22 protein-coding genes and 4 pseudogenes are annotated in these 24,842 nt (G+C 65.6%); 18 read left to right on the top strand and 8 right to left on the bottom strand.

From position 1 onward, the window contains the following. Positions 1 to 98: 98 nt before the first annotated feature. The 5 genes from ICN82_RS07910 (at position 99) to ICN82_RS07890 (ending at position 5,319) form a co-directional block, all read left to right on the top strand. Positions 99 to 1,025 (top strand): ABC transporter permease, encoded by a 927-nt coding sequence (locus ICN82_RS07910; RefSeq protein WP_193181497.1) that lies wholly within the window; start codon positions 99 to 101, stop codon positions 1,023 to 1,025. Beyond that, positions 1,022 to 1,903 carry an ABC transporter permease gene (locus ICN82_RS07905; RefSeq protein ID WP_193181496.1) on the top strand — a complete coding sequence of 294 codons (882 nt, stop codon included), beginning with the start codon at positions 1,022 to 1,024 and terminating at the stop codon, positions 1,901 to 1,903. The genes ICN82_RS07910 and ICN82_RS07905 overlap by 4 nt, the downstream gene beginning before the upstream one ends. Beyond that, positions 1,900 to 3,570, top strand: a complete 1,671-nt coding sequence (locus tag ICN82_RS07900; protein WP_193181495.1) for an ABC transporter ATP-binding protein — start codon at positions 1,900 to 1,902, stop codon at positions 3,568 to 3,570. Before ICN82_RS07905 ends, ICN82_RS07900 begins: the two co-directional genes overlap by 4 nt. After that, positions 3,567 to 4,520, top strand: a complete 954-nt coding sequence (locus ICN82_RS07895; protein ID WP_193181494.1) for a DUF6963 family protein — start codon at positions 3,567 to 3,569, stop codon at positions 4,518 to 4,520. Before ICN82_RS07900 ends, ICN82_RS07895 begins: the two co-directional genes overlap by 4 nt. A 202-nt stretch (positions 4,521 to 4,722) precedes the next feature. Then, positions 4,723 to 5,319, top strand: coding sequence for a recombinase family protein (locus tag ICN82_RS07890; RefSeq protein ID WP_193181493.1), 597 nt, complete (start codon positions 4,723 to 4,725; stop codon positions 5,317 to 5,319). 303 nt (positions 5,320 to 5,622) lie between these two features. Here the strand turns inward: ICN82_RS07890 and ICN82_RS07885 are convergent, their stop codons facing one another. Then, on the bottom strand, positions 5,623 to 5,871 hold the full coding sequence (locus ICN82_RS07885) for an Atu4866 domain-containing protein (RefSeq protein ID WP_226898362.1): 249 nt from the start codon (positions 5,869 to 5,871) through the stop codon (positions 5,623 to 5,625). A gap of 65 nt (positions 5,872 to 5,936) precedes the next feature. Continuing rightward, a complete protein-coding gene (locus ICN82_RS07880) occupies positions 5,937 to 6,659 on the bottom strand; it encodes an SDR family oxidoreductase (RefSeq protein WP_193181489.1) in 723 nt (240 codons plus the stop codon). 94 nt (positions 6,660 to 6,753) lie between these two features. Between ICN82_RS07880 and ICN82_RS07875 the strand changes: the two genes are divergently transcribed. Next, positions 6,754 to 7,644, top strand: a complete 891-nt coding sequence (locus ICN82_RS07875) for a LysR family transcriptional regulator (protein WP_193181487.1) — start codon at positions 6,754 to 6,756, stop codon at positions 7,642 to 7,644. A 453-nt stretch (positions 7,645 to 8,097) separates the two neighbouring features. Here ICN82_RS07875 and ICN82_RS07870 read toward each other — a convergent pair whose 3' ends face one another. Further along, on the bottom strand, positions 8,098 to 9,006 hold the full coding sequence (locus tag ICN82_RS07870) for a LysR family transcriptional regulator (protein ID WP_193181485.1): 909 nt from the start codon (positions 9,004 to 9,006) through the stop codon (positions 8,098 to 8,100). Between the two features lie 161 nt (positions 9,007 to 9,167). Here ICN82_RS07870 and ICN82_RS07865 point away from each other — a divergent pair, with 161 nt between their 5' ends. The 4 genes from ICN82_RS07865 to ICN82_RS07850 all read left to right on the top strand — a co-directional run bounded on the left by ICN82_RS07865 (position 9,168) and on the right by ICN82_RS07850 (position 12,467). Beyond that, positions 9,168 to 9,497 (top strand): nuclear transport factor 2 family protein, encoded by a 330-nt coding sequence (locus ICN82_RS07865; protein ID WP_193181484.1) that lies wholly within the window; start codon positions 9,168 to 9,170, stop codon positions 9,495 to 9,497. Continuing rightward, entirely contained in the window at positions 9,494 to 10,273 is a 780-nt protein-coding gene (locus ICN82_RS07860) for an SDR family oxidoreductase (RefSeq protein ID WP_193181483.1), read from the top strand. Before ICN82_RS07865 ends, ICN82_RS07860 begins: the two co-directional genes overlap by 4 nt. Before the next feature lie 452 nt (positions 10,274 to 10,725). Next, positions 10,726 to 11,913, top strand: coding sequence for a DUF3500 domain-containing protein (locus ICN82_RS07855; RefSeq protein ID WP_226898361.1), 1,188 nt, complete (start codon positions 10,726 to 10,728; stop codon positions 11,911 to 11,913). Further along, positions 11,910 to 12,467 carry a hypothetical protein gene (locus ICN82_RS07850; RefSeq protein ID WP_193181482.1) on the top strand — a complete coding sequence of 186 codons (558 nt, stop codon included), beginning with the start codon at positions 11,910 to 11,912 and terminating at the stop codon, positions 12,465 to 12,467. Before ICN82_RS07855 ends, ICN82_RS07850 begins: the two co-directional genes overlap by 4 nt. A 262-nt stretch (positions 12,468 to 12,729) precedes the next feature. Here ICN82_RS07850 and ICN82_RS07845 read toward each other — a convergent pair whose 3' ends face one another. Further along, complete coding sequence (locus ICN82_RS07845; RefSeq protein WP_193181531.1) at positions 12,730 to 14,115, bottom strand: IS1182 family transposase; 1,386 nt, start codon at positions 14,113 to 14,115, stop codon at positions 12,730 to 12,732. A gap of 354 nt (positions 14,116 to 14,469) precedes the next feature. Between ICN82_RS07845 and ICN82_RS21705 the strand changes: the two are divergent. The 4 pseudogenes from ICN82_RS21705 to ICN82_RS21700 form a co-directional block, all read left to right on the top strand. Next, positions 14,470 to 14,595 (top strand): annotated as a pseudogene (locus ICN82_RS21705) (IS3 family transposase); the annotation flags it as partial. A gap of 594 nt (positions 14,596 to 15,189) precedes the next feature. Beyond that, a pseudogene (locus ICN82_RS07840) lies at positions 15,190 to 15,339 on the top strand (IS5/IS1182 family transposase); the annotation flags it as partial. A gap of 230 nt (positions 15,340 to 15,569) precedes the next feature. After that, positions 15,570 to 16,889: pseudogene (locus tag ICN82_RS07835) on the top strand (IS3 family transposase). Between the two features lie 54 nt (positions 16,890 to 16,943). Beyond that, positions 16,944 to 17,138: pseudogene (locus ICN82_RS21700) on the top strand (integrase core domain-containing protein); the annotation flags it as partial. A gap of 239 nt (positions 17,139 to 17,377) precedes the next feature. Here ICN82_RS21700 and ICN82_RS07825 read toward each other — a convergent pair. After that, a complete protein-coding gene (locus ICN82_RS07825; RefSeq protein ID WP_193181481.1) occupies positions 17,378 to 17,581 on the bottom strand; it encodes a hypothetical protein in 204 nt (67 codons plus the stop codon). A 71-nt stretch (positions 17,582 to 17,652) separates the two neighbouring features. After that, on the bottom strand, positions 17,653 to 18,561 hold the full coding sequence (locus ICN82_RS07820; RefSeq protein ID WP_193181480.1) for a LysR family transcriptional regulator ArgP: 909 nt from the start codon (positions 18,559 to 18,561) through the stop codon (positions 17,653 to 17,655). An 89-nt stretch (positions 18,562 to 18,650) separates the two neighbouring features. Between ICN82_RS07820 and ICN82_RS07815 the strand changes: the two genes are divergently transcribed. Genes ICN82_RS07815 through ICN82_RS07805 form a run of 3 tightly spaced genes read left to right on the top strand, consistent with a single transcriptional unit; the run spans position 18,651 to position 20,810 of the window. Further along, positions 18,651 to 19,262, top strand: a complete 612-nt coding sequence (locus tag ICN82_RS07815) for a LysE/ArgO family amino acid transporter (protein ID WP_193181479.1) — start codon at positions 18,651 to 18,653, stop codon at positions 19,260 to 19,262. Between the two features lie 11 nt (positions 19,263 to 19,273). Then, positions 19,274 to 19,909: a LysE family translocator gene (locus ICN82_RS07810; protein ID WP_193181478.1), complete on the top strand. Its 636-nt coding sequence runs from the start codon at positions 19,274 to 19,276 to the stop codon at positions 19,907 to 19,909. A 13-nt stretch (positions 19,910 to 19,922) separates the two neighbouring features. Next, on the top strand, positions 19,923 to 20,810 hold the full coding sequence (locus tag ICN82_RS07805) for a dihydrodipicolinate synthase family protein (RefSeq protein ID WP_193181476.1): 888 nt from the start codon (positions 19,923 to 19,925) through the stop codon (positions 20,808 to 20,810). 574 nt (positions 20,811 to 21,384) lie between these two features. Here the strand turns inward: ICN82_RS07805 and ICN82_RS07800 are convergent. After that, the gene (locus ICN82_RS07800; RefSeq protein ID WP_226898360.1) at positions 21,385 to 22,239 is read right to left on the bottom strand and encodes a formylglycine-generating enzyme family protein; all 855 of its coding nucleotides are present in this window, start codon (positions 22,237 to 22,239) and stop codon (positions 21,385 to 21,387) included. A 303-nt stretch (positions 22,240 to 22,542) separates the two neighbouring features. Between ICN82_RS07800 and ICN82_RS07795 the strand changes: the two genes are divergently transcribed. Beyond that, positions 22,543 to 23,304, top strand: coding sequence for an SDR family NAD(P)-dependent oxidoreductase (locus ICN82_RS07795; RefSeq protein WP_193181472.1), 762 nt, complete (start codon positions 22,543 to 22,545; stop codon positions 23,302 to 23,304). Between the two features lie 43 nt (positions 23,305 to 23,347). On the opposite strand, the gene ICN82_RS07790 is transcribed toward ICN82_RS07795, so the two are convergent. Next, positions 23,348 to 24,832: a sulfatase family protein gene (locus tag ICN82_RS07790; RefSeq protein WP_193181470.1), complete on the bottom strand. Its 1,485-nt coding sequence runs from the start codon at positions 24,830 to 24,832 to the stop codon at positions 23,348 to 23,350. Positions 24,833 to 24,842 lie beyond the last annotated feature (10 nt).

Here is a 24,842-nt window from a genome sequence, read left to right as displayed (position 1 = left end):
CCGACACTTTCACCTGCTCGGCTCCGGGATACATGCCCGGGGCCGGATTTCGCCAGTTCCGGATGCCGCAAAGACGCATCCCAGCATGAGAAGACATGATGGCGCGCTATCTGATCCGACGCCTGCTGATGGGCGTTACGACGATCTTCGTCACCACCATCGCGGTTACGCTGCTCATCCATCTCGTGCCGGGGGACCCGGTGCAGATCATGTATGCGCAGAGCCAGGGCACCACACCCGAACAACTCGAGGCAATCCGCGACAGGCTGGGCCTGAATGATCCGCTGCCGCTGCAATATCTGTCCTTTCTCGGTCGTCTGCTCGAAGGCGATCTCGGCCAGACCATCCGCGGGCAGCAGCCGGTCCTCGAGCTTCTGCTTGAACGCCTGCCGAACACGCTTGCTCTTGCCGGGGCGGCGATGGTCCTCGCGGTTGCCATCGGCCTTCCCATCGGGTTCCTGGCAGCCTATCGCCGGGGCAGCTGGGTCGATTCCACCCTGATGATCGCCGCCATCGCCGGTGTCTCGGTTCCGCATTTCTGGCTTGGCCTCGTCCTGATGTTCGTCTTCGCGGTCAATCTCGGCTGGCTTCCGGTCGCCGGCACCGGACCGGCAAACCTGATCCTGCCCGCGATCACGCTCGGACTGTCGAATGCCGCCATCGTCGCGCGCATGACACGCTCGAGCATGATTGACGTCATGAGCCAGGATTTCGTCCGGACGGCGCATGCCAAGGGCCTGCCCAAGGCCATGATCCTGAACGCCCATGTGATGCGCGCGGGACTCGTTCCGATCGTCACGATGATGGGCCTGCAATTCACCTACATGATGGGCGGCGCCATCGTGGTCGAGAACATCTTTGCATGGAACGGCATCGGCCGCCTCGCGATCGATGCCATCTTCCAGCGCGACTACCCGCTGATCCAGGGCTTCATCCTCGTCTTCGCCACGACCGTGGTAATCGTCTCTCTGCTGATCGACCTGGCCTATGCGCTGCTCGATCCACGTATCCGGAGAAGTGCATGACCGCCTTCGCCCCCTCTGATGCACCGCGCCGGACCAGATCGTTCTGGTGGCGTGTCCTCATGCAGCCTGCCGGCGCCATCGCCTGCGCCATCATCGTGCTGCTGCTCGCCGCTGCTGGCCTCGCCGACCTTCTGGCGCCGCATGATCCGACGCGAATGGCCGCCGGCCGCCCGTTGACGCCGCCTTCCCTGGCCTATCCCATGGGTACCGACGAGCTTGGCCGCGACGTTCTCAGCCGCATCATGTACGGCGCCCGGTTGACGCTCCGGATCGGAGCCATAGCCGTCGGCATCTCTCTCGTCCTCGGGCTGACGGTCGGCCTGCTGGCCGCGTATCTGCGCGGCTGGCTCGAAGCCCTGCTGATGCGCTCGGTCGACGTGCTTTTCAGCTTCACCGAAACCTTGATCGCGCTGGCCTTCGTCGCGGTGCTCGGGCCGTCACTGACCAACGCGATGATCGCGGTCGGCGTCGCCGGCATACCTTTCTATGCGCGCACGGCCTATGCCAGCGCTCTGTCCGAACGCTCCAAGCCATGGTTCGAAGGCGCCGTGGCAGCGGGAGCCGGCCCCGGTCGGCTGCTGTTCCTGCACCTTCTGCCCAATGTCATGCCGACGATGATCGTCGTGGCAACTCTGGGGTTGTCGAATGCCATCCTGGCGGCCGCGGCCCTGTCATTTCTCGGTCTCGGCGCCCAGCCGCCGCAGCCGGAATGGGGCTTCATGCTCTCGGCCGGGCGGGACTTCTTCAGCCGTGCGCCCTGGCTCATGCTGTTCCCGGGCCTTGCCATCGCATTGACCGTTCTGGCCTTCAATCTCGCGGGGGATGCGCTGCGCGAGGCGATGGATCCGCGCTCGCTGCTCAGGGAGGATGCCCGATGACCGTTCTCGACATCCGCAATCTTGCCGTCGCCTTCGGTGCAACGCCCGTGGTGCATGGCGTGGACCTCTCGATTGCGCGCGGTGAAGCCTTGGCTCTCGTCGGCGAAAGCGGCTCGGGAAAATCGATCACCGCAATGGCGCTGATGGGCCTTCTGCCCGCGCGTGCCAGCATGACCGCCGACGCGATGGAGCTGGAGGGGCAGGACCTCCGGGGGCTATCCGACGCGGCGCTGCGCCGGCTGCGCGGACCGCAGATGGGGATGATTTTCCAGGAGCCGATGACGTCCCTTACCCCGGTGCTGACCATCGGCCGCCAGATGACCGAAGCTCTGCGGGTTCATTTCGGGCTTTCCGGAGAGGCGGCGCGGGCCCGTGCCATCGACATGCTGGACCGGGTCGAAATTTCTCGGCCCGCTGATCGGCTCCGGCAATATCCGCACGAGTTTTCCGGCGGCATGCGCCAGCGCGTGATGATCGCGATGACCATGGCGCTAGAGCCGCGCCTGCTGATCGCGGATGAACCGACCACGGCGCTCGATGTGACCGTGCAGGCGCAGATCCTCGACTTGATGCGTACGCTTGTCCGAGAGACGGGGACGAGCCTTCTGCTGATCACGCACGACATGGGCGTCGTCGCGCAAATGGCCGATCGGGTGACGGTGATGCGGCACGGTCGGTTGGTGGAAACAGAGGCGGCCGCGCCGCTTTTCGCCGCGCCAAGGCAGGATTACACGCGCATTCTGCTCAATTCGGTTCCCAGGCTTGACGCCCCCCTTCGCCCGGCGCCGCAGCCGACCCCGCCAGTGCTCGGCTTTCGCGACATTTCGCGCAGCTTCGCCGGACGCGGGCTGCTCCGGCGCTCGGAGCCCGTGCGAGCGCTTGACGGGGTGACGCTCGACATCGCCCGGGGAGAAACGCTGGCGCTTGTCGGAGAAAGCGGCTCGGGGAAATCCACTCTCGGACGGATCGGGACCCGGCTGGACCTGGAGCATGACGGACGGGTCGAGATCGACGGCATCGACATCACGGGACTCCGCGGCAGGGCCCTTCGCAAACTGAGATCGCGTGTCCAGGTCGTGTTCCAGGATCCCCTGGCCAGCCTCGATCCGCGCTTCACTGTGGGGCGCACGCTCGGCGAGCCGCTGCGCATCCATCAAGGTCTTGCCGGCGAATGTCTGCGGACCCGCGCCGCCGACTTGCTGGCCCAGGTCGGCCTGCCCTCCTCGGCCCTCGGCCGCCTGCCGCACGAGTTTTCTGGGGGCCAGCGGCAGCGCATTGCGATCGCCCGCGCCCTTGCCGTCGATCCGGCCGTCATCGTCGCCGACGAGCCGACCTCCGCCCTCGATGTGTCGGTTCAGTCCAAGGTGCTTGACCTGATGGAGGATCTGCAGCGCGAGCGCGGCCTCGCCTACCTTTTCGTCACGCACGATCTCGCGGTGGTCAGGCGGATCGCGCATCGCGTTGCGGTGATGCGGCGCGGGCGGATCGTCGAAATGGGGCCGGTATCCGCGGTGCTCGACGACGCCCGCCATCCCTATACCCAAGCTTTGCTGGCAGCCGCACCGGTGGCTGATCCGACCCGCGCGCGCCGTCCGCCCGCCCCCATGCCGCATACGCCGGACAAGCCGCTTTCGCTGGTGTCCGACGGACATTGGGTGGCGGCATGACCATAGGAATCGCGGCGGCCGGGCATTGCGCGGGAACGGCGATCCTCGAGACCTTGGCCCGGATCGAAGCTGTTGCTCACGGTGCGGTCGGAGGCTTCATCAGCGTCGCCGCCATGACGGCCGAGGAGGAGATTTTCCGCGCCGAAGGCCAGCGCGGCGGGGCCCGGGCGCTTTTGCGCAGCGGGGTGCCAAGGCAACTTCTGGCCGCCCCTCTCGCGGTGCTGATGTCCTCCGGCCCGGACCGCCCCGCCCCCCTGTCGCAATTCACCCCGGCCCGGGCCGGGGTCGGTTTGGTGACCGGTCACCGTTTTCCCAACACCCGCGGGGTCGACGGTCCGCCGCTGTCCCACACCGCCCTCCAGGCGCTTGAAAACGGTCAAGCGCCGCAGGACGCGGTGGACAAGGTGCTGCAGCACAATCCGCGTGCTGATGCCGGGCTGATCGCCCTTTCGCGGTCCGGCGAGATCGGCATCGGCAATGCCGCTCTCGTGCGACGCCATGGCGATCTGGGACAGATTGTCGAGCGGGGATCAGGGTACAGCCTGGCCGTTCTTCACAACTCCATCCATCCGCATGCCGTTCTGGGGCAGCTCGCCCGCGACCTTCTTGTGCCGCGGCTGGCGGCCCCCAGGGCGCGCGCGCCCCGGAGCATCGAGATCGTCGCCGGTCTGCCGGTAACCGAAACCGCGTCCCGGTCCGTCGTGGAGGTGCAGGATGGCAAGGCAACCGCAATCCGCCTGGCGACCGCGTTTCATGGCGACGCCTGCTGGTCCGCAGGCCTCGGCCCGGATGCCGAAATTCTCTCCGGCGGAAGGCTCATCGGCCATGCGCGCTGCGACCCGTTTCTGTTGATCGAGGATGGCAAGCTTGCGTCCATTGACGGAAAATCGGCATTTGCGTTGCTCTACGACGGCGCAAGCCGGCAGCCCGCCCCGTGTGGCGCCGCGTAGAACTCCCCGCGCGCCACCTCATCCACCAAGCAATGACACCACAACCTTCCCCGCTCCTGCAGGGCTGCTGTCATAGGCCTTGAATCCGTCCGGAAGCCGATCCTTCAACGGACAGGGGCGAGCGCTCCATGCGGGTCATGACAGGCTGGCCGGAACGTGTATCAATGGACTGGTACGATGTCTTTCTCGGTAGAGAGGCCTCATGCGTCACACATCTGCGGCCCGTCTCAGGATCGGCTATGCGCGCTGCTCGACGGACCGCCAGGATCTTGCGGCGCAGCGTGCGGCGCTCCTGGCGCTCGGCGTCGTCGCGGAGCGGATTTACACCGATCACGGGTTGACCGGGCGGGACCGCCACCGGCCCGGGCTGGCCGAAGCCCTGGCGGCGCTGCGCGAGGGCGACACCCTCGTCGTGCCGAAGCTCGACCGGCTGGCCCGATCGGTGCCGGATGCCCGCGACATCGCCGACGGGCTGGCGGCGCGCGGCATCAGGCTGGCCCTGGGGCAGGCGGTCTACGACCCGGCCGATCCGATGGGCAAGATGTTCTTCAACATCCTGGCGACCTTCGCGGAGTTCGAATCCGACCTGATCCGGATGCGCACGCGGGAGGGCATGGCCATTGCCCGCGCCAGGGGCAAGCTGCGCGGCAAGACACCGAAGCTGTCGGACCGGCAGGCGGCGGAACTGGCGCGGATGCATGACACGGGAGATTATTCGGTGTCGGACCTGACCGAGCTGTTCTCGGTCCCGCGCCCGACCGTCTATCGCACGCTGGCGCGAACCGGCAGCAAAGGCTGACAGGACCGATGGTGTCCCGCAGCGCCGTGTCGGTCGGGACACTGGCAAGCGTCGCCCCTTTGCCGGAGGTCAGATTGCCCTCGACCCTGTCGAGAAAGCGTTTGATCGCCGCGCACTGCCGCACACGGTCGGGGACCCTGGCCCGGCTTGTCGGAGATCTCGGCGGCCCGACCAGGCAAATCCAGGCCAGTCCTCCTGCCGCTGGATATCGATCATCGAACCCCGCATGTTTTGCGGCGATCACGGCTGCATGCCCCGCGGAGGCCGGGAGCGTTTCGAGCACGTGCCGTTCCAGCGCCAGGCTCAGCGGCGGTAAAGGATCATGCCGCCGTGATGGAGCACCCCGTCGACGAAATCGCCATCGGCAGTGAAGCCGGTGTCGTCCCGGTCGTCGATATGATCGCCCGTCACCTCGTAGCGGCCGAGATAGGCGCGCTCGCGCGGGCCGCGCGCCTCGACATAGCGCCCGTTCGGCAGCAGCTCGTGGCGGACACGGCCATCCTGCGTGACCCGGAGTCCGACATAGGGATGGGCGGGCCTGTGACCGGGCATCGGAGCCTCCTGCGCGGATAGGGGGAGCGCCGCGGCGAGGATCGCCGCGGCAAGGGCCCTGCGCCTCATGCGGCACCGGCCGGGATGCGGGTCGGGCGCAGGACGATCTCGTTCACGTCGACATCCCCGGGCTGCTCCAGCGCGAAGCGCACGGCGCGGCCGATCGCGTCCGGGGTCAGGGCGATGGCGCGGTAGCGCTTCATCGCCTCGGACGCCACCGGATCGGTGATCGTGTCGGCAAGCTCGCTTTCGACCACGCCGGGATGGATGCAGGTGACGCGCAGGTCAGCATGTTCCTGGCGCAGCCCGTCCGAGATCGCCCGCACCGCGTATTTCGTGGCGCAATAGACCGCCGCCGTCGGCACCACCGACAGCGCGCCCACCGATCCGATGTTGATGACATGGCCCGATCCGCGCGCCGCCATCTGCGGCAGCACGGCAGCGATGCCGTTCAGCACGCCCTTGATGTTGACATCGACCATGCGCTCCCATTCCTCGGTCCTCATTGCCGCCATCGGCGAGAGCGGCATGACGCCGGCATTGTTGACGATCGCATCGACATGGCCCCATGCGGCGCGGGCCGCCTCGGCGAAGGCCATGACCTCACCGGCGCTGGTGACATCCAGCGCGCGGAACCGCACGTTGCCGCCCATCTCGCGCGTCAGCCGCTCCAGCCGGTCGGTGCGGCGGGCGCCCAGCATCAGTTTCGCCCCCGTGCGGGCCAGTTCGCGGGCGATGCCTTCGCCGATGCCGCTCGAGGCGCCGGTGATCAGGATGACCTTGTCCATCTGTCTCTCCTTGATTGACGGAGCAAATCTAGACAGCGGGCATTGGCGACGGTATCCGTCGGATGATGACGGGGCTGTCAAGCATGGCTAACCAATGGAAGACCTGAACCTCCTGCGGATGTTCGTGGCCGTGGCCGAAACCGGAAGCTTCCGCGCCGCCGCCGACCGGCTGGGCGTGACGCGCTCGGCCGTGAGCCAGGGGATCCGGCGGCTGGAGGATGCGCAAGGCGCGGCGCTGTTCCTGCGCACCACGCGCAGCGTGCGTCCGACCGAGGCGGGCCAGGCGCTGCATGCGGCCGTGACCGGACCGCTGGCCGAGATCGCGGCGGCGCTGGAGACGCTGTCCGACCAGCCGAAGGGCCGGCTGCGGCTGGCCGTGACCTCGATCGCCGAGCGGTTCCTGTCGGGCCCGCTTGTCGCCGAGTTCATCGCCGCCCATCCGGGGATCTCGCTCGACGTGACGGTGACCGATGACGAGGCCGACATCGTGGCGGGCGGGTTCGACGCGGGGGTGCGGCTGGGCGAGGTCATCGCGCAGGACATGATCGCGCTGCCTCTGACCGGGCCGCAGCGGCAGGTCTGCGTGGCCAGCCCGGCCTATCTGGCGCAGGCCGGGCGGCCCGGGCATCCTCGCGACCTGATCGCGCATCGCTGCATCGGCTGGCGGGCCGATCCCGGGGTCGCGCCCTATCGCTGGGAGTTCGAGGAGAAGGGCCGTGCCTTCGATGTCGAGGTGCCGACGCATCTGACCACCAATGACATGCAGCTGATGGTGCGCACGGCACTGGCGGGAGGCGGGATCACCTTCGGGATCGAGGACACGTTCCGCCCCTGGCTCGAGACCGGCGCGCTCGTGTCGCTCCTGGACGCCTACCTGCCGCCATTCACCGGCTTCTACCTCTTCTACCCGGGGCGGCGGAACCAGCCGCCGAAACTGCGCGCCATGATCGACCATGTGCGCGCCTGGCGCGAAACCGCCCGATAGGGCCCTCGGCGCCTGCCAGGGCATCGCGGTTGTCGACACGGACGCTACGGGACCTTAGCCGATCTCAGGGCCAGATCCTCGGCCTCAATAGCCCGCCCCAACCCCGCCTCCCGCGCGGCCTCTCCGCTGATCCTCTGAGTGGCGCTGATCCCCATGCGGCAGTGCAGAAGTTTGGGCGAGGCGGCGATCATTCACAGGGCGACACCCTGTCGTCTGCGGCACGGAAGCTGACGGCCGCTCAGCCCTGCCGGACGGGTGCAGAACAGCATCGGCCCACAGGCGACATTCGCCGGGTGATCATCGCTGCAACGCAGCTACCCCGGACCAGCCTTTCGGCACATTGCGCTGCACAACCGGATGCGCGAAGGTCAGCGGTGGAGGCCACTCAATCGTTCGCTGCGCTGATGTAGGACTCCCACTGCATGCTTTTGCGACGGGATGAGCACGACGCCTTCAACCCGGCCTCGAGGATCGCGCGAGTTCCCGTGCGAGATCGATGAAGACCTTGACGGCTGCCGGCGGATTGCGCCGGCTGGGATAGTATAGGCAAAGCGGCGCCAGCGGCGGCGTCCAGGCGTCGAGAACACGCACCAGCCGCCCCGCATCGATATCCTCTCGCACGTCCGCCTCCATGAAGAAGCCGATACCGAGACCATCAAGCACGGCAATGCGCGCGAGGCTGGCTTCGTCCAGCGTGATCGGGCCCTCGACATTGACGTGAATCGGCTGCCCCTCGGCTTCGAACTGCCAGCGAAAAAGCGCGCCATTCGGCAGGCGCGTGCGAATGCAGGCATGCGCCATCAGGTCGGAAGGCACCTTGGGCGGCTCCCGGCTTTCGAAATAGGCGGGGTTCGCGACGACCGCGTAGCGCCGTGCGGGCCCGAGCGGGATGGCGATCATGTCGCTCGGCACAAGGGTCTGGCTGCGCACCCCGAAATCGAAACCATCCGCCACGATGTCGACGAGGTTGCCTTCGGTCACCAGGTCGATCTGCACCCCCGGGAAGCGCCGCAGGCATTCGAGGACGAGCGGCGCCAGGATCTCGCGGCCCGCCGTGGCGAAGGTGTTGATGCGCAGAATGCCGGTGGGGGTCTCCTGCTGTGACCGGACCGTGTCGATCGCGCCATGAATGTCCTTGAGCGCCGGGCTGACCTGCTCGACGAAGCGATGTCCGGCAGCGGTCAGCGACACGCTGCGGGTCGTGCGATTGAAGAGCCGCACGCCAAGTTGCTCCTCGAGCTTCGCGACCGCGCTGCTGAGCGCGCTTGTCGACATCCCAACGTCCAGCGCGGCCGCCCGGAACGATCCCCTGCGGGCAATCGCCAGAACCGCGTCGAAATCGGCCAGCTTGTAGGTCGCCATTATCCCGAAAATCCAAATTCAACATCCGGATTAATCCCGCTTATCCGCAGAGTGTCAAAGCCCTAACTTCATGCACAGGGCGCCGGACCCGATGCGGACCAAGAGGTCGAGCGTCGAGATCGGCAGCGCCCCTTGCCCCCTATTCAGACAGGAGACCCGCCATGAGTATCGAACTGCCAGACGCAATCGAGGCCTATTTCTCGGCCGACAAGCAGGGCGACGTGCAGGCGATCGCCGAGGGCTTCACGCAGGACGCCACCGTCATCGATGAAGGCAATACCTACACGGGGCGCGACGCGATCCGGCGGTGGATGGACAATGCCTCCACGCAATACACCTACACGGTAGAGCCGTTCGACGTCACGGGAGACGGCCAGCGCATCATCGTCACCAGCCATCTTGTCGGCAATTTCCCAGGAAGCCCGGTCGACCTGCGCTATTTCTTCGTCCTTCGCGGGGACAAGGTCGCCGAATTGGAAATCGTGCCATGAGCCCCTTTCTGACCCTTAAGGGAAAACGGGCCCTCGTCACCTCCGGCACGCGCGGTGCCGGAGGCGCGACCGTGGCCCTGTTCAAAGAGCTTGGCGCCGATGTTCTGACAACTGCGCGCACAAGGCCGCCGGAGATGCCGGAAGACCGGTTCGTGGCGGCGGACCTGACCCGGGCCGAGGGCTGCGCCCAGGTGGCCCAGGCCGTGCGCGAGAGGCTGGGTGGCGTCGACATCATCGTTCACATGCTAGGCGGCTCCTCGGCGCCCGCGGGCGGCTACAGGGCGCTCGGCGACGACGAATGGCGGCATGAGCTTGACCTGAACCTGATGCCGGCGGTCCGTCTCGACCGCGCACTGGTTCCCGAGATGGAGGCGCGGGGCAGCGGCGTCGTGATCCATGTCACATCCATCCAGCGCGAATTGCCTCTGCCAGAGGCGACAACTGCCTATGCCGCCGCCAAGGCGGCCCTGTCCACCTACAGCAAGAGCCTGTCGAAGCAGGTCTCGCCAAAGGGTGTGCGGGTTGTCCGCGTCTCTCCGGGCTGGATCGAGACGGAGTCCTCGGTCGAGCTGGCCAAACGCCTCGCGGCGGAACACAGGGTCGACGTAGAGGCGGGCAAGCGCATGATCATGAACTCGCTGGGCGGGGTGCCGATCGGGCGTCCGTCAAAACCTGGCGAAATCGCGAACCTGGTCGCCTTCCTCGCGTCGGACCGCGCGGGGACCATAACAGGCACCGAATACGTGATCGATGGCGGAACCGTGCCGACAGCTTGATCACCCTTATCGCCCCCCCCCCCCCCGGCTCCTGCACCTTTCCAAAGGCCGTTCTAGTAGATCAAGGATGCCGGGGTCAGCGGTGCTCGACTACACGAAGATGGAGGGGATTGTGCGCCACCTTGAGGTCCAGCATCAAAGATCCGCTCGCCATCTCGGAAGAGCTCGAACTCTAGGAAGTCGGGCCGGCCGGTAACGGTCGGCCCTCCGGGGACATTCAGGACGCTTGCAGCCAGGGTCGGCTTCGAGCCCAACCTGGCGAATGCTGTGCCGCGAGCGAACGGCGGCTTCGATGGCCCGAGGGACGATGATCTTTTGCCGTTTCATGCCAATCAGAGCCGGATCGGGAGGCTTGTGGTGTGCTTGGTCGTCTGCCGGGCATCACCTTGCTTTTTTTCTTGGTTCCCCCGATCCTGAGGGCTGGATGCAGTGACTCCACAAATGGATCGCCAATGTCTCATCGTTTTGAACTTGTCGGCTTGGCTGCGCTGGCCGCTCTTCTGGTTTCACCGGTCTTTGCTCAAGGTCACGAGGGCCCGCCGCCCGGTGACGGCGGTCCACCGCCGATGTCGGAGGAGGATCAGGCGCTGAGCGAAGCGCTTCAGGCGCGCATGGGCGACACCAGCACCTTGATGGAGACAGTGCCGATCCCCGACAGCGCTGCCGAATGCGGAGACACGCCGGACTATGACCGGATGCTTTGCCTGATTGATCTGCTGAAGGCCGACGTGCCGGAGGATGTCCTCGAACAGCTGCAAATGGAGTATTCCCGCACCGAGGCGGAATACTGGAGCAACCTGCCTGCGGGAGCCTTCCCCAGGCGTCCGGGTGTTCTGCTGGGCGAGCTGAACACCAAACAGCGCGGGCTCGTCAAGGCGATCATGATGGAAGCGACGAGCGGTGAAATCGATGAGGGCTGGGACGAGATGATCCAGACACTCAACGCCGATGATTACATCAACACCGTCAGCACCGACTACAAGGCCGGGTACTCCTCCTACAACACCAAGTTCGCCTTCCTGGGCACGCCCGGGCCGACCGGCGTATGGGAGCTCTATTATGGCGGGCACCACATGGCCTTTGCCAATACCTATGTCGATGGAAAACTGGCAGGGGCCACGCCGTCCTTCCGGGGCGTCGAACCTTTCCCCTATTTCGAAATGAACGGCCGGGTGAACCAGCCCCTGACGCAGGAACGTGACGCCTTTGCCACGCTGCTCAGCGCACTGTCGGAGGATCAACGCGCAGTCGCCGAACTGGACGGAACCTATCGCGACATCCTCGCCGGGCCGCAGGCCGATGACGCGATCCCGGACAGCTTCGAGGGCCTGCCGGTCTCCGAATTGGGCGAGGATCAGACCGCCCTGCTCCTGGCCGCGATCGAGACCTATGTCGGTGACATTTCCGACACCGAGGCCGCTGCCTACATGGAAAGATACACATCCGAATTGCCCGAGACTTACCTCGGTTATTCCGGCACGCCGCAACTGAGCGCGGAGGATGATTACGTCCGGGTGCATGGGCCGTCGCTCTGGATCGAGTTCTCGCTTCAATCGAACAAGTCCACCGACAAGGTGGGGAACCACCCGCATTCGGTCTGGCGCGATCTGATCGACGACTACGGCGGGCAGACGGAATGATCTGGCGGTCTGGCCTTCTTGCGTTAGGGGCCCTTGTCGGCTGTGCAGCTTCTGTTCTTGCACATGCCTTGCCCGGCAGCGTCCTTCTGCTGCGTGAGCAGGGATCCTCTTTGGAGCTGACGGTCCAGTTCCCGGCGGAAGACCTGATCATCGCGGCCCCCGAGCTTTCTGCTTTGGAGGCGCTGCCGCCAAGCCAGCCGTTGCCGCAAGAGCTGGCGGCGGCGTTGGCGCGCTATCTCGAGCGCCATCTTTCCGTGACGCGCGATGCTGCGCCGCTAGCCCTGACAATGACCGAAGCGCGCATTCAGTCCGCATACCATGACCATCTGGGTCAATTTTCCTTGGTGGTCAGCCAGTGGCACGTGACGGGCACCGTGGATCGCTCATCCCGTCTGGTGCTGACCTATGACGCTGTGATGCACGAGGTGCGCAATCATCGTGCCACGGTTCTATGGGGTGAACAGAACGGAGAATTGCGCCCGATTTCAGAGTTCGGCTACCTCGGCGCAGCCGATGGCGTTCCGCTCGATCCGACCGCGGCCGATCCGGAGTGAGCGGGACCCAGGACCAGCTCCGATATCCATCGTCTTCGCAGTGACATGAGCTCAGGCAAACGCCAGGTAGAGACCCGGCATTTACATGTTTATGCGGTCCAAACGGACCTCGGTGTGAGATTTAGCGAATGTCTGCAAAGTCCGCGGTGCGGTCGCTCAGGCTTGGCGCAGCGAATGCCTGCTCTCCGCCGATTCCGTGGAAAAACACCCGTTCGCTGGCGCAGAATGTTGCCCCCAGAATGGGACGCGCGGGCCTTTTCTGTCAGGCTTTTCGCGGTTGCTGCGGCGCAGGAAAGATCTTGGCCAGTTTCCGGAGGTTCTGGGCGGCTGCGGCGAGGAGGAATTCGTCATTCGCACCGCAGGGTCCTCGCAATCGGAGCCGGTTCAGGCCAAGGATCCGTTTGAGGTGGGCGAAGAGCATCTCGACCTTCTTCCTCAGCCTCATCGAGATGACGTATTGCTCGGTCTTCGCGATATCCCGCGCGACCTGGCGGGCATCTTCATGTTCCTCCCGGGTGATCTTGCGGGCATCCGCGTTCGGGCAGCACTTTGCCTTGGATGGACAGGCTTGGCAGACCTCTTTCAGCGCCCGATAGCGCGCTGTTCCCTTGCCTGTCGGCCCCCGGTTCGGGTCGGAATAGTTCCGGCGGAATTGCTTCAGCTCGTGCCCCTCGGGGCAGATGTATTGGTCGTTCTCCGCACCCCACTCGAAGTCGGTCCGGGTCCAGGTCCCGTCATTGCGCCCTGACTTGTCGAATACTGGAATGTGGGGCGCGATCTTGCGGTCGACCAGCCAACCCAGCATCGGCGCAGTGCCGTAGGCTGTGTCTGCGATGAGCCGCTCTGGGTGGAGGTCAAACCTGGCCTTCACACGCTTGAGCATGGTTCTGGTCGAGCCCACTTCAGCCTGCCGGATGGACCGCGTCGCTTCCACGTCCACGATGACGCCATGGTCCGTATCGATCAGGTAGTTGTCGGAATAGCTGAAGAATGCCGGACCCTTGCGCGCCGCCGTCCACTGGCTGGCAGGGTCGGAATGCGAGGTGAACTTGGGCTGAACCTCGCTGGCCGCACCAAACGCGGCCTCATCCAGGGCATCCAGATACTCGCGAACGGCGCGGGGCGCGTCGGCAGGATCGATCTGCATCGCGTCCCATTCCTCCTTTGGCGTCGAATTCTGCTTGTTGGCATCCGCCTTGATCAGACTGGCATCGACGGCCATCCTTTGGCCGCTTACCAAGCCCTCCTCGATGCACCGCGCGACGGTCGTCTCAAACAGGTGGCGCAGCAGTTCGCTGTCGCGGAATCGTCCATGCCGGTTCTTGGAAAAGGTCGAGTGGTCCGGGACGCGGTCGCTCAGATCGAGGCGGCAGAACCAGCGATACGCCAGGTTCAAATGCACCTCCTCGCAGAGCCGACGCTCCGACCGGATGACGAAGCAATATCCCACAAGAAGCATCCGAATGAGGAGCTCGGGATCGACCGACGGACGCCCTGTGTGGCTGTAGAACTCTGCAAGGTTGGCGCGGATCCCGGTCAGGTCGACGAACCGGTCGATGGAGCACAACAGGTGGTTCTGCGGGACATGATCCTCGAGCGAAAACTCGTAGAACAGCGCCGGTTGCGCCTCTTGCCGCGGTCCCATCATCGCCAATCCTCCCATCCATTGCAGGAATTGAATCAGCCGAGGCGCCTTCAATCAAGCACGAGTTTTTCAACGAAATAAGCCCTCCTCGACCAATGCTGCAAGTCGCACGAACGCCCGGGAAGGGGCTCTCAGCAGCCTTGCGGCAGCGCGGAACCTTGGCGCTTCCGCCGATAGCTCATCGAATGAGACCGTGCGACGCCAGGGACGGAACCTGCCGTTCGCCCTTAGCATCCCAAGCGCCTCCACCCAGCTCATTCCGGCCCACTGGGGCGGCGGCCTGTCGCCGCGCGGAGGCTGGCTGGCGCCGCACGGAGGCGGACGCGCGCACTGCCAACGCGGGCGCGCAACGCGGAGGCGTCATGGCGCGCACCGGCGAGCCGTGTTCGCCGCCACCTGTGCCACACGAGCCTCGACGGGCTCACCCCGTGGGAGTACCACCAACGGTCAGTAGAGGACCAAACCCTGAACGGAGCGAACTAATAACCGCAGACTCTATGGGGAGCTGGTCACGCTCAATGTTCGCACCTGTTACCAAATGTTCGCACTTGCGCACTTTTGGTAACAGGTGCGAACACTTGGTAACAGGTGAACCAGAACGGCGCCGCGAACTTTCCGAGGGTAATTTCCGGAAACGGATCGATGCATGCGATCGCGGAATTGCCCTGAGGCTCTGTAAGCGCGTTCTGGGCAGCAAAGCGCGTGTCTAAGCATGGGGGGTAGCCGAGGCATGCCGTAACGCACTGTGGACCGCCCCCCAGGGCCTCCCCGGGGCCTCAGGAAGGGCGGCGGCCGTGAGATTTCCAGCTTGGATTGCTTGCCTTCGGTTCAAGAGCGCAAAAGGCGCTGAAAATATCGGGACAGGTTAAGAACGTCTGTAGGGCCCCCGTCGACCCCAGCCAACCAACAGAAATAGCAGTATTTTTTCAACGCGGTAGAAGCATGAAAACGCGTTTTTTTTCCACGCGATATCTGCACTGCATGCATTGCAGATTTCAGCTCGAAAATAGAAATGGGGTTCTTTCCGGGATGCGCAGTCGAAAATATGAAGCTAGACACTGCGGTGGGAGTGCAGGACACCTGAAGCGCATCCTCGGCCTGACCCGGCTGCGCCTGCGTGGCCCCGACGGGGCAAAGGACGAATTCCTTCTCGCCGCCATCGCCCAGAACCTCAGGAAACTCGCGAAGCTCCGTCCTCAGTGCGCCATCTCGGAGGCCGCGGCATGAGTTGAGAAGCCAGTTCGCCGCATTCAGGCGACATCTCGGGCAATGGCCCGAGCCAATCGGCGCAACCCGCAACCGGCGGCATGGAAAACCGTGCTTTCCGCGCGACTTCTTCAACAATATCCGCCCTTGTCGACGGATGCCGCGTCTCACACGACCGGCAGGAATGAAGTGGTCCCCGAAAATCGGACACTTTGCTAATCTTGCCGCCAACGATGACGAGGAAGAACGGCGTGGCTGGCAAACGAAAGAATTACGGCGCCGAGTTCAAGGCGAAGGTGGCGCTTGAGGCTATCCGAGGTGAGCTGACGGTCGCCGAACTGGTGGCAAAGCACGGCGTTCATCAGACCCTCATCAACACCTGGAAGCGGCAGGCGCTCGAGGGCATGTCCGGGATCTTCTCCGGCAAGGCCGAGGCGAAGTCGGCCGAGAAGGAGGGCGAAATCGAGAGTGAGCCTGCCCGCGCCACCGGTCCGAGCGGAGCAGGCGAACGCACGCGAAGATCGGCCAGCTCGTGGTGGAACGGGATTTTTTAGCGATAGGTGAGCGGGCGAACGCGATCCGTCCGAGAGAGCCCGCGAACGGCCGGTGAGCGTGTCGCGGAGGCGAGAGATGATCGAGCCGAGGCAGCCGGTGCTGTCGATCACGAGGCAATGCGCGTTGATCGGGATCAGCCGATCGGCGTGGTACGGGCCAGCCAGGACCGAGACACCGCTGAACCTGGCGCTCATGAAGCTGATCCATTGCCCGGCAGGGTCATGCGCAGCATGATCCCGAGAGGGACGCGCAGTTCATGGAGACACCGTTCTACGGCAGCCGGCAGATGGCGCGGCACCTGCGCAACCAGGGCTACTGCGCCGGGCGCAAGCGTGTCCGGCGGCTGATGGCGAGGATGGGCCTGCGCGCTGTCTATCAGCGCCCACGCACGACGGCGCCCCATCCGGAGAACCGCAAGTATCCATATCTACTCAGGGACTTGGTGATCGAGCGCCCGAACCAGGTCTGGTGCGCGGACATCACCTACATCCCAATGCGGCGCATTCGCCATCGGGCTCGGACCGGTGGCGCCTCGATGGCTCATTCCTCTACCTCGTGGCGATCATGGACTGGGCGACGCGCCGGGTGCTGTCTTGGCGGCTCTCAAACACGATGGACACCGAATTCTGCATCGAAGTGCTGGAGGATGCCTTTCGGCTTCACGGACGGCCCGAGATCTTCAATGCGGACCAGGGCAGCCAGTTCACCAGCCCGCGCTTCACGCAGCCCTTGCTGGATGCGAAGGTGAAGGTCTCCATGGACGATCGAGGGCGCTGGATGGACAACGTCATGATCGAGCGGCTATGGCGCTCTCTGAAATACGAGCGTCTACCTCCGGGCCTGCGAGTCCGGGTCAGCAGCCCGGGCAGGCATCGGCAGGTGGATCGTTCGGCATCTCTCTCGGACGGATCGCGTTCGATGCCTCACTCTACAACACCGAGCGCCCGCATTCGGCGCTCGGAGGCAGAACACCGGTCGAGGCCCATCAGGGCCCTGACCTTCAGGCGGCAGCATGATCACAAGGCAAGCTTGGCAGCGCCGCAAACCTGTCCGGGAAATGGGGACCAGCTCACTACATCGCGCCGGGAAAGCCCATGCAGAATGGCTTCGCCGAAAGCTTCAACGGACGCCTCCGGGACGAGCTTCTCAACGAGTCGCTGTTCTCGTCTCTGGCCGATGCCCGCGAGCAGATCCGGGCATCGGCCAGAGACGACAACCACCATCGCCCTCTCGCAGGCCCGGGAAACATTCCGCCCGTCGAGTTCGTGGCAAAGAAGGGCTGGCCATGCGCGCCGCGTAGGCCCGGAAATCAACCTGCGGACTCTCCGAAAATCCCGAGGAGAAGCGGGCCTCAGGTCGCAAGGCTTTCCTGCTTTCGGAAACAGAGCATCGCGAACGGCTGATCTGGCTGCTTCCGCGCTGGAGCGGCGGCTGGTTCATCGGCATCGATGATCCGAAGGCGGCGCCGATCGGCAGGGCAGGTCCGGAACTCAGGGAGCTGAATTCAGCCGGAGCGTTCGCCCCCGTTGATGATCTGTGGATAGGGCAAGGCGAGGCGCAGGCCGACGTTCAGGAGGCGAGACGCGACGAACCGGCTCGTGTTGAGCGAGGGTTCCCGGCACGGCGCGGCGCCGTGCGCGATGCCTCCGAGCATGCGGGCCGCGTGCGGATGCCCATTTGCGATCCCTTTGTCCTGAGCGTACTGCAACTCCCGGTCCGGGATCCGGCGGCAAGGTCAGGCGACCGCATCGCGGATGAAGCTGCCGGCTCAATCTCGCGTCAGGCTGGCAAGCCGAGGTCGCGCCGCGCCACCGTGAGGATGGACCGGGACAATTCATGCAGCTGGTCGGCGGCGAGCCGGTTGATTTGCCAGAACAGGGGCCGCTCCAGAAATCTCCCGGGGACAAGCTCGACCAGGTCTCCGCATTCGAGGTGGCGCCTGGCGAGCTGCACCGGATTGAGCGCCCATCCCATGCCGGCGATGCTCGCTTCGAGAAAGCTCTGCGTGGAAGGAAGCCAGTGGGTGGGGAAGGACATGGCCTGTCCGAAAACCTCGCGCGCCCAGATGGTCTGGAGCTGGTCCTTCTGGTCGAAGGTGAGAGCGGGCGCGCGCCGGAACGCCTCCTCCGTGAGGCCGTCGGGGAAGTAGCGCGCCACGAAACCGGGACTCGCCGTTGCCTGATAGCGCATGGAGCCGAGCGGCGTGACACGGCATCCCTGCACCGGGCGCTCCAGCGCGGTGACGGCCGCGAGCACCCGGCCCCGGCGAAGCCAGTCGGCCGTATGATTTTCGTCATCTATCGCCACGTTCACGAGATAGTCGGTGGCCCTGGTGAAGGACGCGATGGCCTCGAGAAACCAGGTCCCGAGGCTGTCGGCATTCGTGGCCAGGTTGAGGGTCACCCGTTGCCCGGCGCCTTCAAGTCCGGAGAATTCCGGCAGCTGCGCCATGAGGTCCTTCTCGAGCATCCCCACGCGGTCCATGTGCCGACAGAGCGCAAGCCCCTTGTCCGTGGCGGTGCAGGGCGTCCCCCGCTCGATCAGCACCGCGCCCAGACGCTCCTCGAGATGCTTGACGCGCTGCGAGATGGCCGAGGGCGTCACGTGGAGCGATGCGGCGGCCCTTTCGAAGCTGCCGGTCCTGACGACCGCGGCAACCGCCCGGAGCGCGGCATAATCCACCGGCATTCAGCTATCCTTCATTCGCATCAGCTGCTTTAATTTGTCTAAGCCTCCGCGGCCGGATAGTCCAATGGCAGTTGCCTGGAGCCGCGCATATGGATCTCGCTGTCTTTTTCACCGGCATGATGATGAGCCTCAGCCTCATCGTGGCGATCGGCGCCCAGAACGCCTTCGTTCTGCGCCAGGGATTGCGGGGCGAGCATGTCCTGGCCGTCTGTCTTGCTTGCGCCATCTCGGACGCCATCCTGATCACCGTGGGCGTGACCAGCTTCCGGACCGTCTCCGACTGGCTGCCCTGGCTCGCGCCCGTCATGCGCTACGGCGGCGCGGCCTTCCTGATCTTCTACGGCGCGAGGAGCCTTCTGTCGGCGCTGCGATCGCGCGAGGCCCTGTCGGCGGAAGCCTCCCTGCCGGTGGCCGATCTGTTCCGCACGCTGGCGGCCTGCCTCGCCATCACCTGGCTGAACCCGCATGTGTATCTCGACACGGTCGTCTTGCTGGGAACGCTCTCCACGCAATTCGCCAGCAGCCGGGGATCCTTCGCCATCGGCGCAATCCTCGGATCGTTCGTGTTCTTCTTCGCGCTCGGATACGGTGCCATCAAGCTGCGCCCGGTATTCGCGCGACCGGCGGCCTGGCGCATCCTCGAGACCCTCATCGCGCTGGTGATGTGGACCATCGCCTTCAAGCTGCTGGCCCCACCCTGAGAGGATACGCAATGGAGAACGTCAATCACCTGCTCATGGTCTTCGCCGCCTATGCGATCGCGGCCGGCAGCCCTGGCCCCAGCACCCTGCGGATCATGGGCGTGGCGATGAACCACGGTCGGCAGGCCGGGCTGGCCCTGGCGGCGGGCGTCATTTCCGGGTCGCTGTTCTGGGGGCTGTCCGCGGCCACCGGCGTGTCCGCCTTGCTCGCACGCTACGCCGAGGCCTTGATCGCCCTGAAGATCCTCGGCGGGATGTACCTGATCTACCTCGCAGCGCGCGCCGCCCGCAGCGCGACGACTCCGGACACCGCCACCGCAACCGGCCCCGCGGCACCTTATGCGCCCCCGTCCCCTGCCGCGCTCTACCGCCAGGGATTGATCATGCATCTGGCCAATCCCAAGGCCGTGCTGGGCTGGATCGCCCTCGTGACGCTCGGCCTCGGCGCCGAGGCGTCGCGGCATGACGTGGCCGTCATTCTGGCAGGATGCGCGGCTCCGAGCGTGACGATCTTCGGCGGCTATGCGCTCGTGTTCTCGACCGCGCCGATGATCCGCCTCTACCGCCGCGTCCGGCGCGGAATCGAAGGCGTCCTGGCCGTCTTCTTCGGGTTCGCCGGCCTCCGCCTCCTCCTATCCCGCATCTGAAGGACATGCGCCCATGACCCTGTTTACCGGCCTGTCGGCCTTCCCCCTTACGCCCGCCGATGACGAGGGGCAGCTGAAGCCCGAGCTGCTGCAGCACTTCCTCGAGCGGATCGTGGCGGCGGGGGCGGATTCCATCGGACTGCTCGGCAGCACCGGCGGATACGCCTACCTGACGCCGGAGGCGCGCAAGCGCACGCTGCAGGCCGCCGTGGAGAGCGTGGCGAGACGGACGCCGCTCATCGTCGGTGTCGGTGCCCTCACAACCGAAGCCGCCGAGGACCTTGCCCGCGATGCCGGGAAGGCCGGTGCAGACGGCCTGCTTCTCGCGCCGATGTCCTATCAGCCGCTGACCGACGAGGAGGTGTTCCGCCATTTCGAGGCCGTCGCTGCGGCCGGCGGGCTTCCCCTGTGCATCTACAACAACCCGGGCACGACGAGATTCACCTTCAGCCCGGAGCTGATCGCGCGACTGGCCGGACTGCCGAACGTGGTCGCGGTGAAGATGCCCCTGGCCGCGGACGGCGACCATGCGGGCGAGATGCAGCGCCTGCGGGCCATGACGCCGGAGGGCTTCGCCATCGGCTACAGCGGGGACTGGGGCGCGAAGGACGCGCTGCTTGCCGGTGGCGCCTGCTGGTACAGCGTGGCGGCCGGGCTCCTGCCGGACCCCGCCCTTGCGCTGACCCGTGCCGCGCGGAACGGAGATGCGGCCGAAGCCGCGCGCATCGATGCCGCTTTCGCCCCCCTCTGGGCGCTGTTCCGGGAGGTCGGCAGTTTCCGGGTGATGTTCGCCATCGCGGAAAGTCTCGGCTTCGGGGGCATCACGCCGCCGCGTCCGATCCTGCCGCTTGAACCGGCATTGCGCGAAAGGGTGGAGGCGGCGCTGTCTCGACTGCCCTAGGGTGCGACCGGCACCGCGTCCCGTGTCGCGCTGTCCGACGGGCTCCCAGCCGCCCGTCGACGCCGACGGTGTCGTTGGCAAAGCCGGGATGATGGTGCGCCTGCGCCGGACCGGAAATCCTGGGGACCGCCTGCGCGTGCGGCGCCGGGCCGCAAACAGCCCTGCGCAGAAAGGACGCGCATGCCTTCCTTCCGCCAGCCGACGGATCGGCCAGCGGCTTGTTCGGCAAGTATGGCATTCTCGCCCGGCTGACCAAGGCGCTGGCAGAGCGCGCCCCGAGCGCCGATCCGGATGACCTCCCACACCCATCGGCATCCTCATTCCGCCCAGGGCGGCAAGCCTCCGGCGCTGGTCTGCTGGCAGAGAAATGATATCAACCAACCCGACCAGCAGGGGCGAGGCGAGGCTTGGATCGCGCCGGATCCTGTCCGACAGGCGGGGCGCCGCGCACCTGCCGGGACCGGACGCCCGCGCCCGCCGCCTGTGTCCGGCGCGCTGCCGGCCGGGGACCGCGCTTTCGATCACGCACGCGCCCCGCAAGGTTTCACCGGTCGATCCGCGCGGCGGCGCGCGCCTACATGGATGCGCCGACGCGGAACCCGACATTGGACGTCGCGCTGTCAGGGTCGTTTCTGGTGCGGGAGTGCACGTGGTAACGGTCGCAATAGCTGTCATGGCACAGGAAAGAGCCGCCGCGCTGAATGCGGGCATGGCCCTGCCCCGGCCCCGTGGGGTCCAGTTCGGGCATCCTGCCCGGAGCCGGGCGCGGCCCGTACCGGTCCGCGACCCATTCCCAGACATTGCCGGTGCAGTTGTACAGCCCGTAGCCATTCGGGGCATAGCTGCGCGCCGGAGCGGTGCCGGCAAAGCCATCCTCGGCCGTGTCGTGATCGGGGAAATCGCCCTGCCAGGTGTTCATCCGATGCCCGTCCACAGGCACCAGGGCATTGCCCCAGGGGAATTTCAGCCGCGCCTTGCCGCCCCGCGCCGCGCGCTCCCATTCGGCTTCGCGCGGCAGGCGCAGCCCGGCCCAGGTGACATAGGCCAGCGCATCGTACCAGCAGACCTGGACCACCGGATGATCGGCGCGCGCCGTTTGCCAATCGCTGCCCGGGCCTTCGGGCATGTGCCAGCAGGCGCCTTCAACCTTGCGCCACCAGCGCAGGCCGGGCGCGCTGATGGTCCCCTTGCCGCCGCCTGGCAGCAGAAGATGGAACACGAAGCTCCAGCCCTCCTGTTCGGCGACGGTGCGATAGCCCGTCGCGGCGACGAAGCGGGCATATTGCGCATTGGTGACCGTGGTCTGGCCTATCAGGAAGGGCGCAACCTTCACCTTGCGGCGCGGGCTGTCCAGGTCTCCTGAATAGGTGGAATGGCGGGTGCCCATCTCGTAGATGCCCGGGGGTATTGCCAGCAGTTGCGCGCGCAACGCTGCCTGCTCGTCGGCCGGGGCGCTTGGCACGGAAAGCGCGGATCGCGTAAATGCGGTCTCTCGCGCCTTCGCGCCGGTTCCCGGCGCGCCGCAGCAGCCACCCTCGCCCAATCCCGTCCACTCCCATCGAAACATCATCCGGGCCGGTCGAAGGCCTCGACCATCAGCGCGGCGCCCGGCAAGCCCGACTTTGGAAGCACAGGCATGCGCCGTCAAGAAGTTTGTCACTTATTGATTTTTTATGTTAGAAGTTGTCTTATAAAGTCCGAAATTGAGAGAATCCCGGGGAGCCGTCGCATCATGACAGATACAGTTTTCATCACCGGCGCGGCCAGCGGCATCGGCCTGGCCTCGGCCCGGGCCTTCGCAGCCGCTGGCTACAACCTGGTCCTGTCCGACCTTGATCCGGACCGCTGCACCGACGCCACGAAGGATATCGATGCGCCGAAAAGCGTCCACAGGGTCGACGTCCGGGACAAGGCCTCCATCGAGGCCGCGTTCGCCGCGGGGGCCGCAAGTTTCGGCCCGATCACGCATTGCCATGCCAATGCGGGCGTGTCGAACATGAAGCCCGCGCTGGAATTGAGCGAGGACGACTGGGACTTCAATTTCAGCGTCAATGCAAAGGGCGTGTTTTTCACCAACCAGGTTGCGGTGGCGCATTTCCTGGCCCACGGATGCAAGGGCGCAATCGTCAATACCGCGTCGCTCGCCGCCAAGGTCGGCGCGCCGCTTCTGGCGCATTATTCGGCGTCGAAATTCGCCGTGCTGGGCTGGACGCAGGCGCTGGCAAGGGAACATGCAAGGGATGGCATCCGGGTGAACGCGGTCTGCCCGGGCTTCGTGCGCACCGCGATGCAGGACCGCGAAATCGCCTGGGAGGCGGAATTGCGCGACATGACCCCGGAGCAGGTCTTGCAGGACTACATCGACCAGACGCCGCTTGGCCGGATCGAAACGGCCGAAGACGTGGCGGATGTCGTGGTTTTCCTGGCCTCGGACGGCGCACGCTTCATGACCGGGCAAGGCGTCAACGTCACCGGCGGCGTCTACATGACCTGACCGCCCAAGGCCCCGGCGGCGCAGCTTTGCAAGACCTGCGCCGTCAGTAGTTTCCCGTGCGCTCGATCCCCGCATCCGACGTGCCCATCACGGCATCGAGATGCTGTTTCAGCAACCGGATCTGCTCTCGCTCGAAACCCGGCCTGTCCCAGAGCGACTCGAATTCGCCGGGGTCGTTTTCCAGATCGAAGATCTCGGCCTTGCCCGCGTCATGATACATGCAGGTCTTGTAGCGGCCGTCAAAAACCATGGTCCCGTGGCTTTGATGAGGCATCCCGGCCAGCGCCCCGTTGAATTCGCAGACAACATGGGGCTTGTGCGTGGTGACCTGGCCGCTCAGCAGGCCGCGCAGGGACCGGCCTTGCATGTTTGCCGGGACCGGCACCCCCGCGATATCCAGAATCGTGGGCGCAAGGTCGACCAGTTCGACCAGGGCATCGCTTTGCGAACCCGGTTCGGTCACGCCAGGCCAGCGGATGATCAGCGGCACATGAACCAGCCCTTCGAAGAACCGGCAGCCTTTGTAGAGCATTCCGTGGTCGCCCATGGTCTCGCCATGGTCGGAGGTGAAGATGACGATCGTGTCCTCCGCCTGCCCCGAGGCGTCCAGCGCCTCCAGAACCGCGCCGACACGATCATCGACCATCTCGATCATCGCATAGTAGCAGGCCTTGACCATGCGCGCGTCGTAGGTGTCGGGCGGGAAATCGAACAGGTTGCGCTCTTCCAGCGCGATTTCCGTCTGGTCCACGTCCTCGGCAGGGTCGTAGCGCCGCACGTCCTGAATTTTTTTCCATTGCTGGTCGATGTTCCGGAACCCCTCCTGCCGCACGATGTCGCTTTCGCGAAACAGCGGCAAGGGCATGTCGGCAGGATCATAGCGATCAAGAAATTCCCGCGGCGGAAAAAACGGCGGGTGCGGGTCGACAGCGTTCAGGTTCAGGATCCACGGCGCGCCCCTGTTGTTGCGGATGAAGGCCGAAGCGCGCTCGGCCCACCATGTCGATTGCTGCAGCGCCATCGGCAGGCCGGGGCCGTAATCGCGCGGTGACCTGGCCAGCAGCTCGGGATAGAGCCCGCGCGGATCCTCGATGCCATGCTCGCGCTTCAGCCAGTCGTCATAGGCGCGCCCGATCGGCCAGCAATCGGCAAGTTCGGCGACATCGTAGCCGTCCTCGGGGATCAGTTCGATCCGGTCCTCCGAGCGGGACAGGTGGTGCTTGCCCACCAGCCCGGTGGTGTAGCGGGTGGTCTGCTTCAGGATCGCGGGCAGGATGGTCTCGGTCGCCGGCCAGTGGTCGTTGCCGTTGCGATGCACGTGATGCGATGCCGGATAGCGACCCGTCATGAAGGACGCGCGGCTGGGCGTGCAGATCGGCGACTGGCAATAGGCGCGCATGAACGACATGCCCTCGGCCGCAAGCCTGTCCAGGTTGGGCGTATTGATCGCCGTGTTGCCATGCGCCGCGATGGTGTCAAAGCGTTGCTGGTCGGTGGTGATCCACAGGATGTTCGGGTTACGTGTCATGCGGGACTGC

Source organism: Mangrovicoccus algicola (assembly GCF_014903745.1).
Taxonomy (GTDB): Bacteria; Pseudomonadota; Alphaproteobacteria; order Rhodobacterales; family Rhodobacteraceae; genus Mangrovicoccus; species Mangrovicoccus algicola.
This window is presented reverse-complemented; position numbering and strand designations above follow the sequence as displayed.

Excerpts from the sequence above, each read along its gene's own strand:
- ICN82_RS07910 (WP_193181497.1), top strand. The coding sequence starts at position 99 with ATGGCGCGCTATCTGATCCGACGCCTGCTGATGGGCGTTACGACGATC.
- ICN82_RS07905 (WP_193181496.1), top strand. The coding sequence starts at position 1,022 with ATGACCGCCTTCGCCCCCTCTGATGCACCGCGCCGGACCAGATCGTTC.
- ICN82_RS07900 (WP_193181495.1), top strand. The coding sequence starts at position 1,900 with ATGACCGTTCTCGACATCCGCAATCTTGCCGTCGCCTTCGGTGCAACG.
- ICN82_RS07895 (WP_193181494.1), top strand. The coding sequence starts at position 3,567 with ATGACCATAGGAATCGCGGCGGCCGGGCATTGCGCGGGAACGGCGATC.
- ICN82_RS07890 (WP_193181493.1), top strand. The coding sequence starts at position 4,723 with ATGCGTCACACATCTGCGGCCCGTCTCAGGATCGGCTATGCGCGCTGC.
- ICN82_RS07885 (WP_226898362.1), bottom strand. The coding sequence starts at position 5,871 with ATGCCCGGTCACAGGCCCGCCCATCCCTATGTCGGACTCCGGGTCACG.
- ICN82_RS07880 (WP_193181489.1), bottom strand. The coding sequence starts at position 6,659 with ATGGACAAGGTCATCCTGATCACCGGCGCCTCGAGCGGCATCGGCGAA.
- ICN82_RS07875 (WP_193181487.1), top strand. The coding sequence starts at position 6,754 with ATGGAAGACCTGAACCTCCTGCGGATGTTCGTGGCCGTGGCCGAAACC.
- ICN82_RS07870 (WP_193181485.1), bottom strand. The coding sequence starts at position 9,006 with ATGGCGACCTACAAGCTGGCCGATTTCGACGCGGTTCTGGCGATTGCC.
- ICN82_RS07865 (WP_193181484.1), top strand. The coding sequence starts at position 9,168 with ATGAGTATCGAACTGCCAGACGCAATCGAGGCCTATTTCTCGGCCGAC.
- ICN82_RS07860 (WP_193181483.1), top strand. The coding sequence starts at position 9,494 with ATGAGCCCCTTTCTGACCCTTAAGGGAAAACGGGCCCTCGTCACCTCC.
- ICN82_RS07855 (WP_226898361.1), top strand. The coding sequence starts at position 10,726 with ATGTCTCATCGTTTTGAACTTGTCGGCTTGGCTGCGCTGGCCGCTCTT.
- ICN82_RS07850 (WP_193181482.1), top strand. The coding sequence starts at position 11,910 with ATGATCTGGCGGTCTGGCCTTCTTGCGTTAGGGGCCCTTGTCGGCTGT.
- ICN82_RS07845 (WP_193181531.1), bottom strand. The coding sequence starts at position 14,115 with ATGATGGGACCGCGGCAAGAGGCGCAACCGGCGCTGTTCTACGAGTTT.
- ICN82_RS07820 (WP_193181480.1), bottom strand. The coding sequence starts at position 18,561 with ATGCCGGTGGATTATGCCGCGCTCCGGGCGGTTGCCGCGGTCGTCAGG.
- ICN82_RS07815 (WP_193181479.1), top strand. The coding sequence starts at position 18,651 with ATGGATCTCGCTGTCTTTTTCACCGGCATGATGATGAGCCTCAGCCTC.
- ICN82_RS07810 (WP_193181478.1), top strand. The coding sequence starts at position 19,274 with ATGGAGAACGTCAATCACCTGCTCATGGTCTTCGCCGCCTATGCGATC.
- ICN82_RS07805 (WP_193181476.1), top strand. The coding sequence starts at position 19,923 with ATGACCCTGTTTACCGGCCTGTCGGCCTTCCCCCTTACGCCCGCCGAT.
- ICN82_RS07795 (WP_193181472.1), top strand. The coding sequence starts at position 22,543 with ATGACAGATACAGTTTTCATCACCGGCGCGGCCAGCGGCATCGGCCTG.
- ICN82_RS07790 (WP_193181470.1), bottom strand. The coding sequence starts at position 24,832 with ATGACACGTAACCCGAACATCCTGTGGATCACCACCGACCAGCAACGC.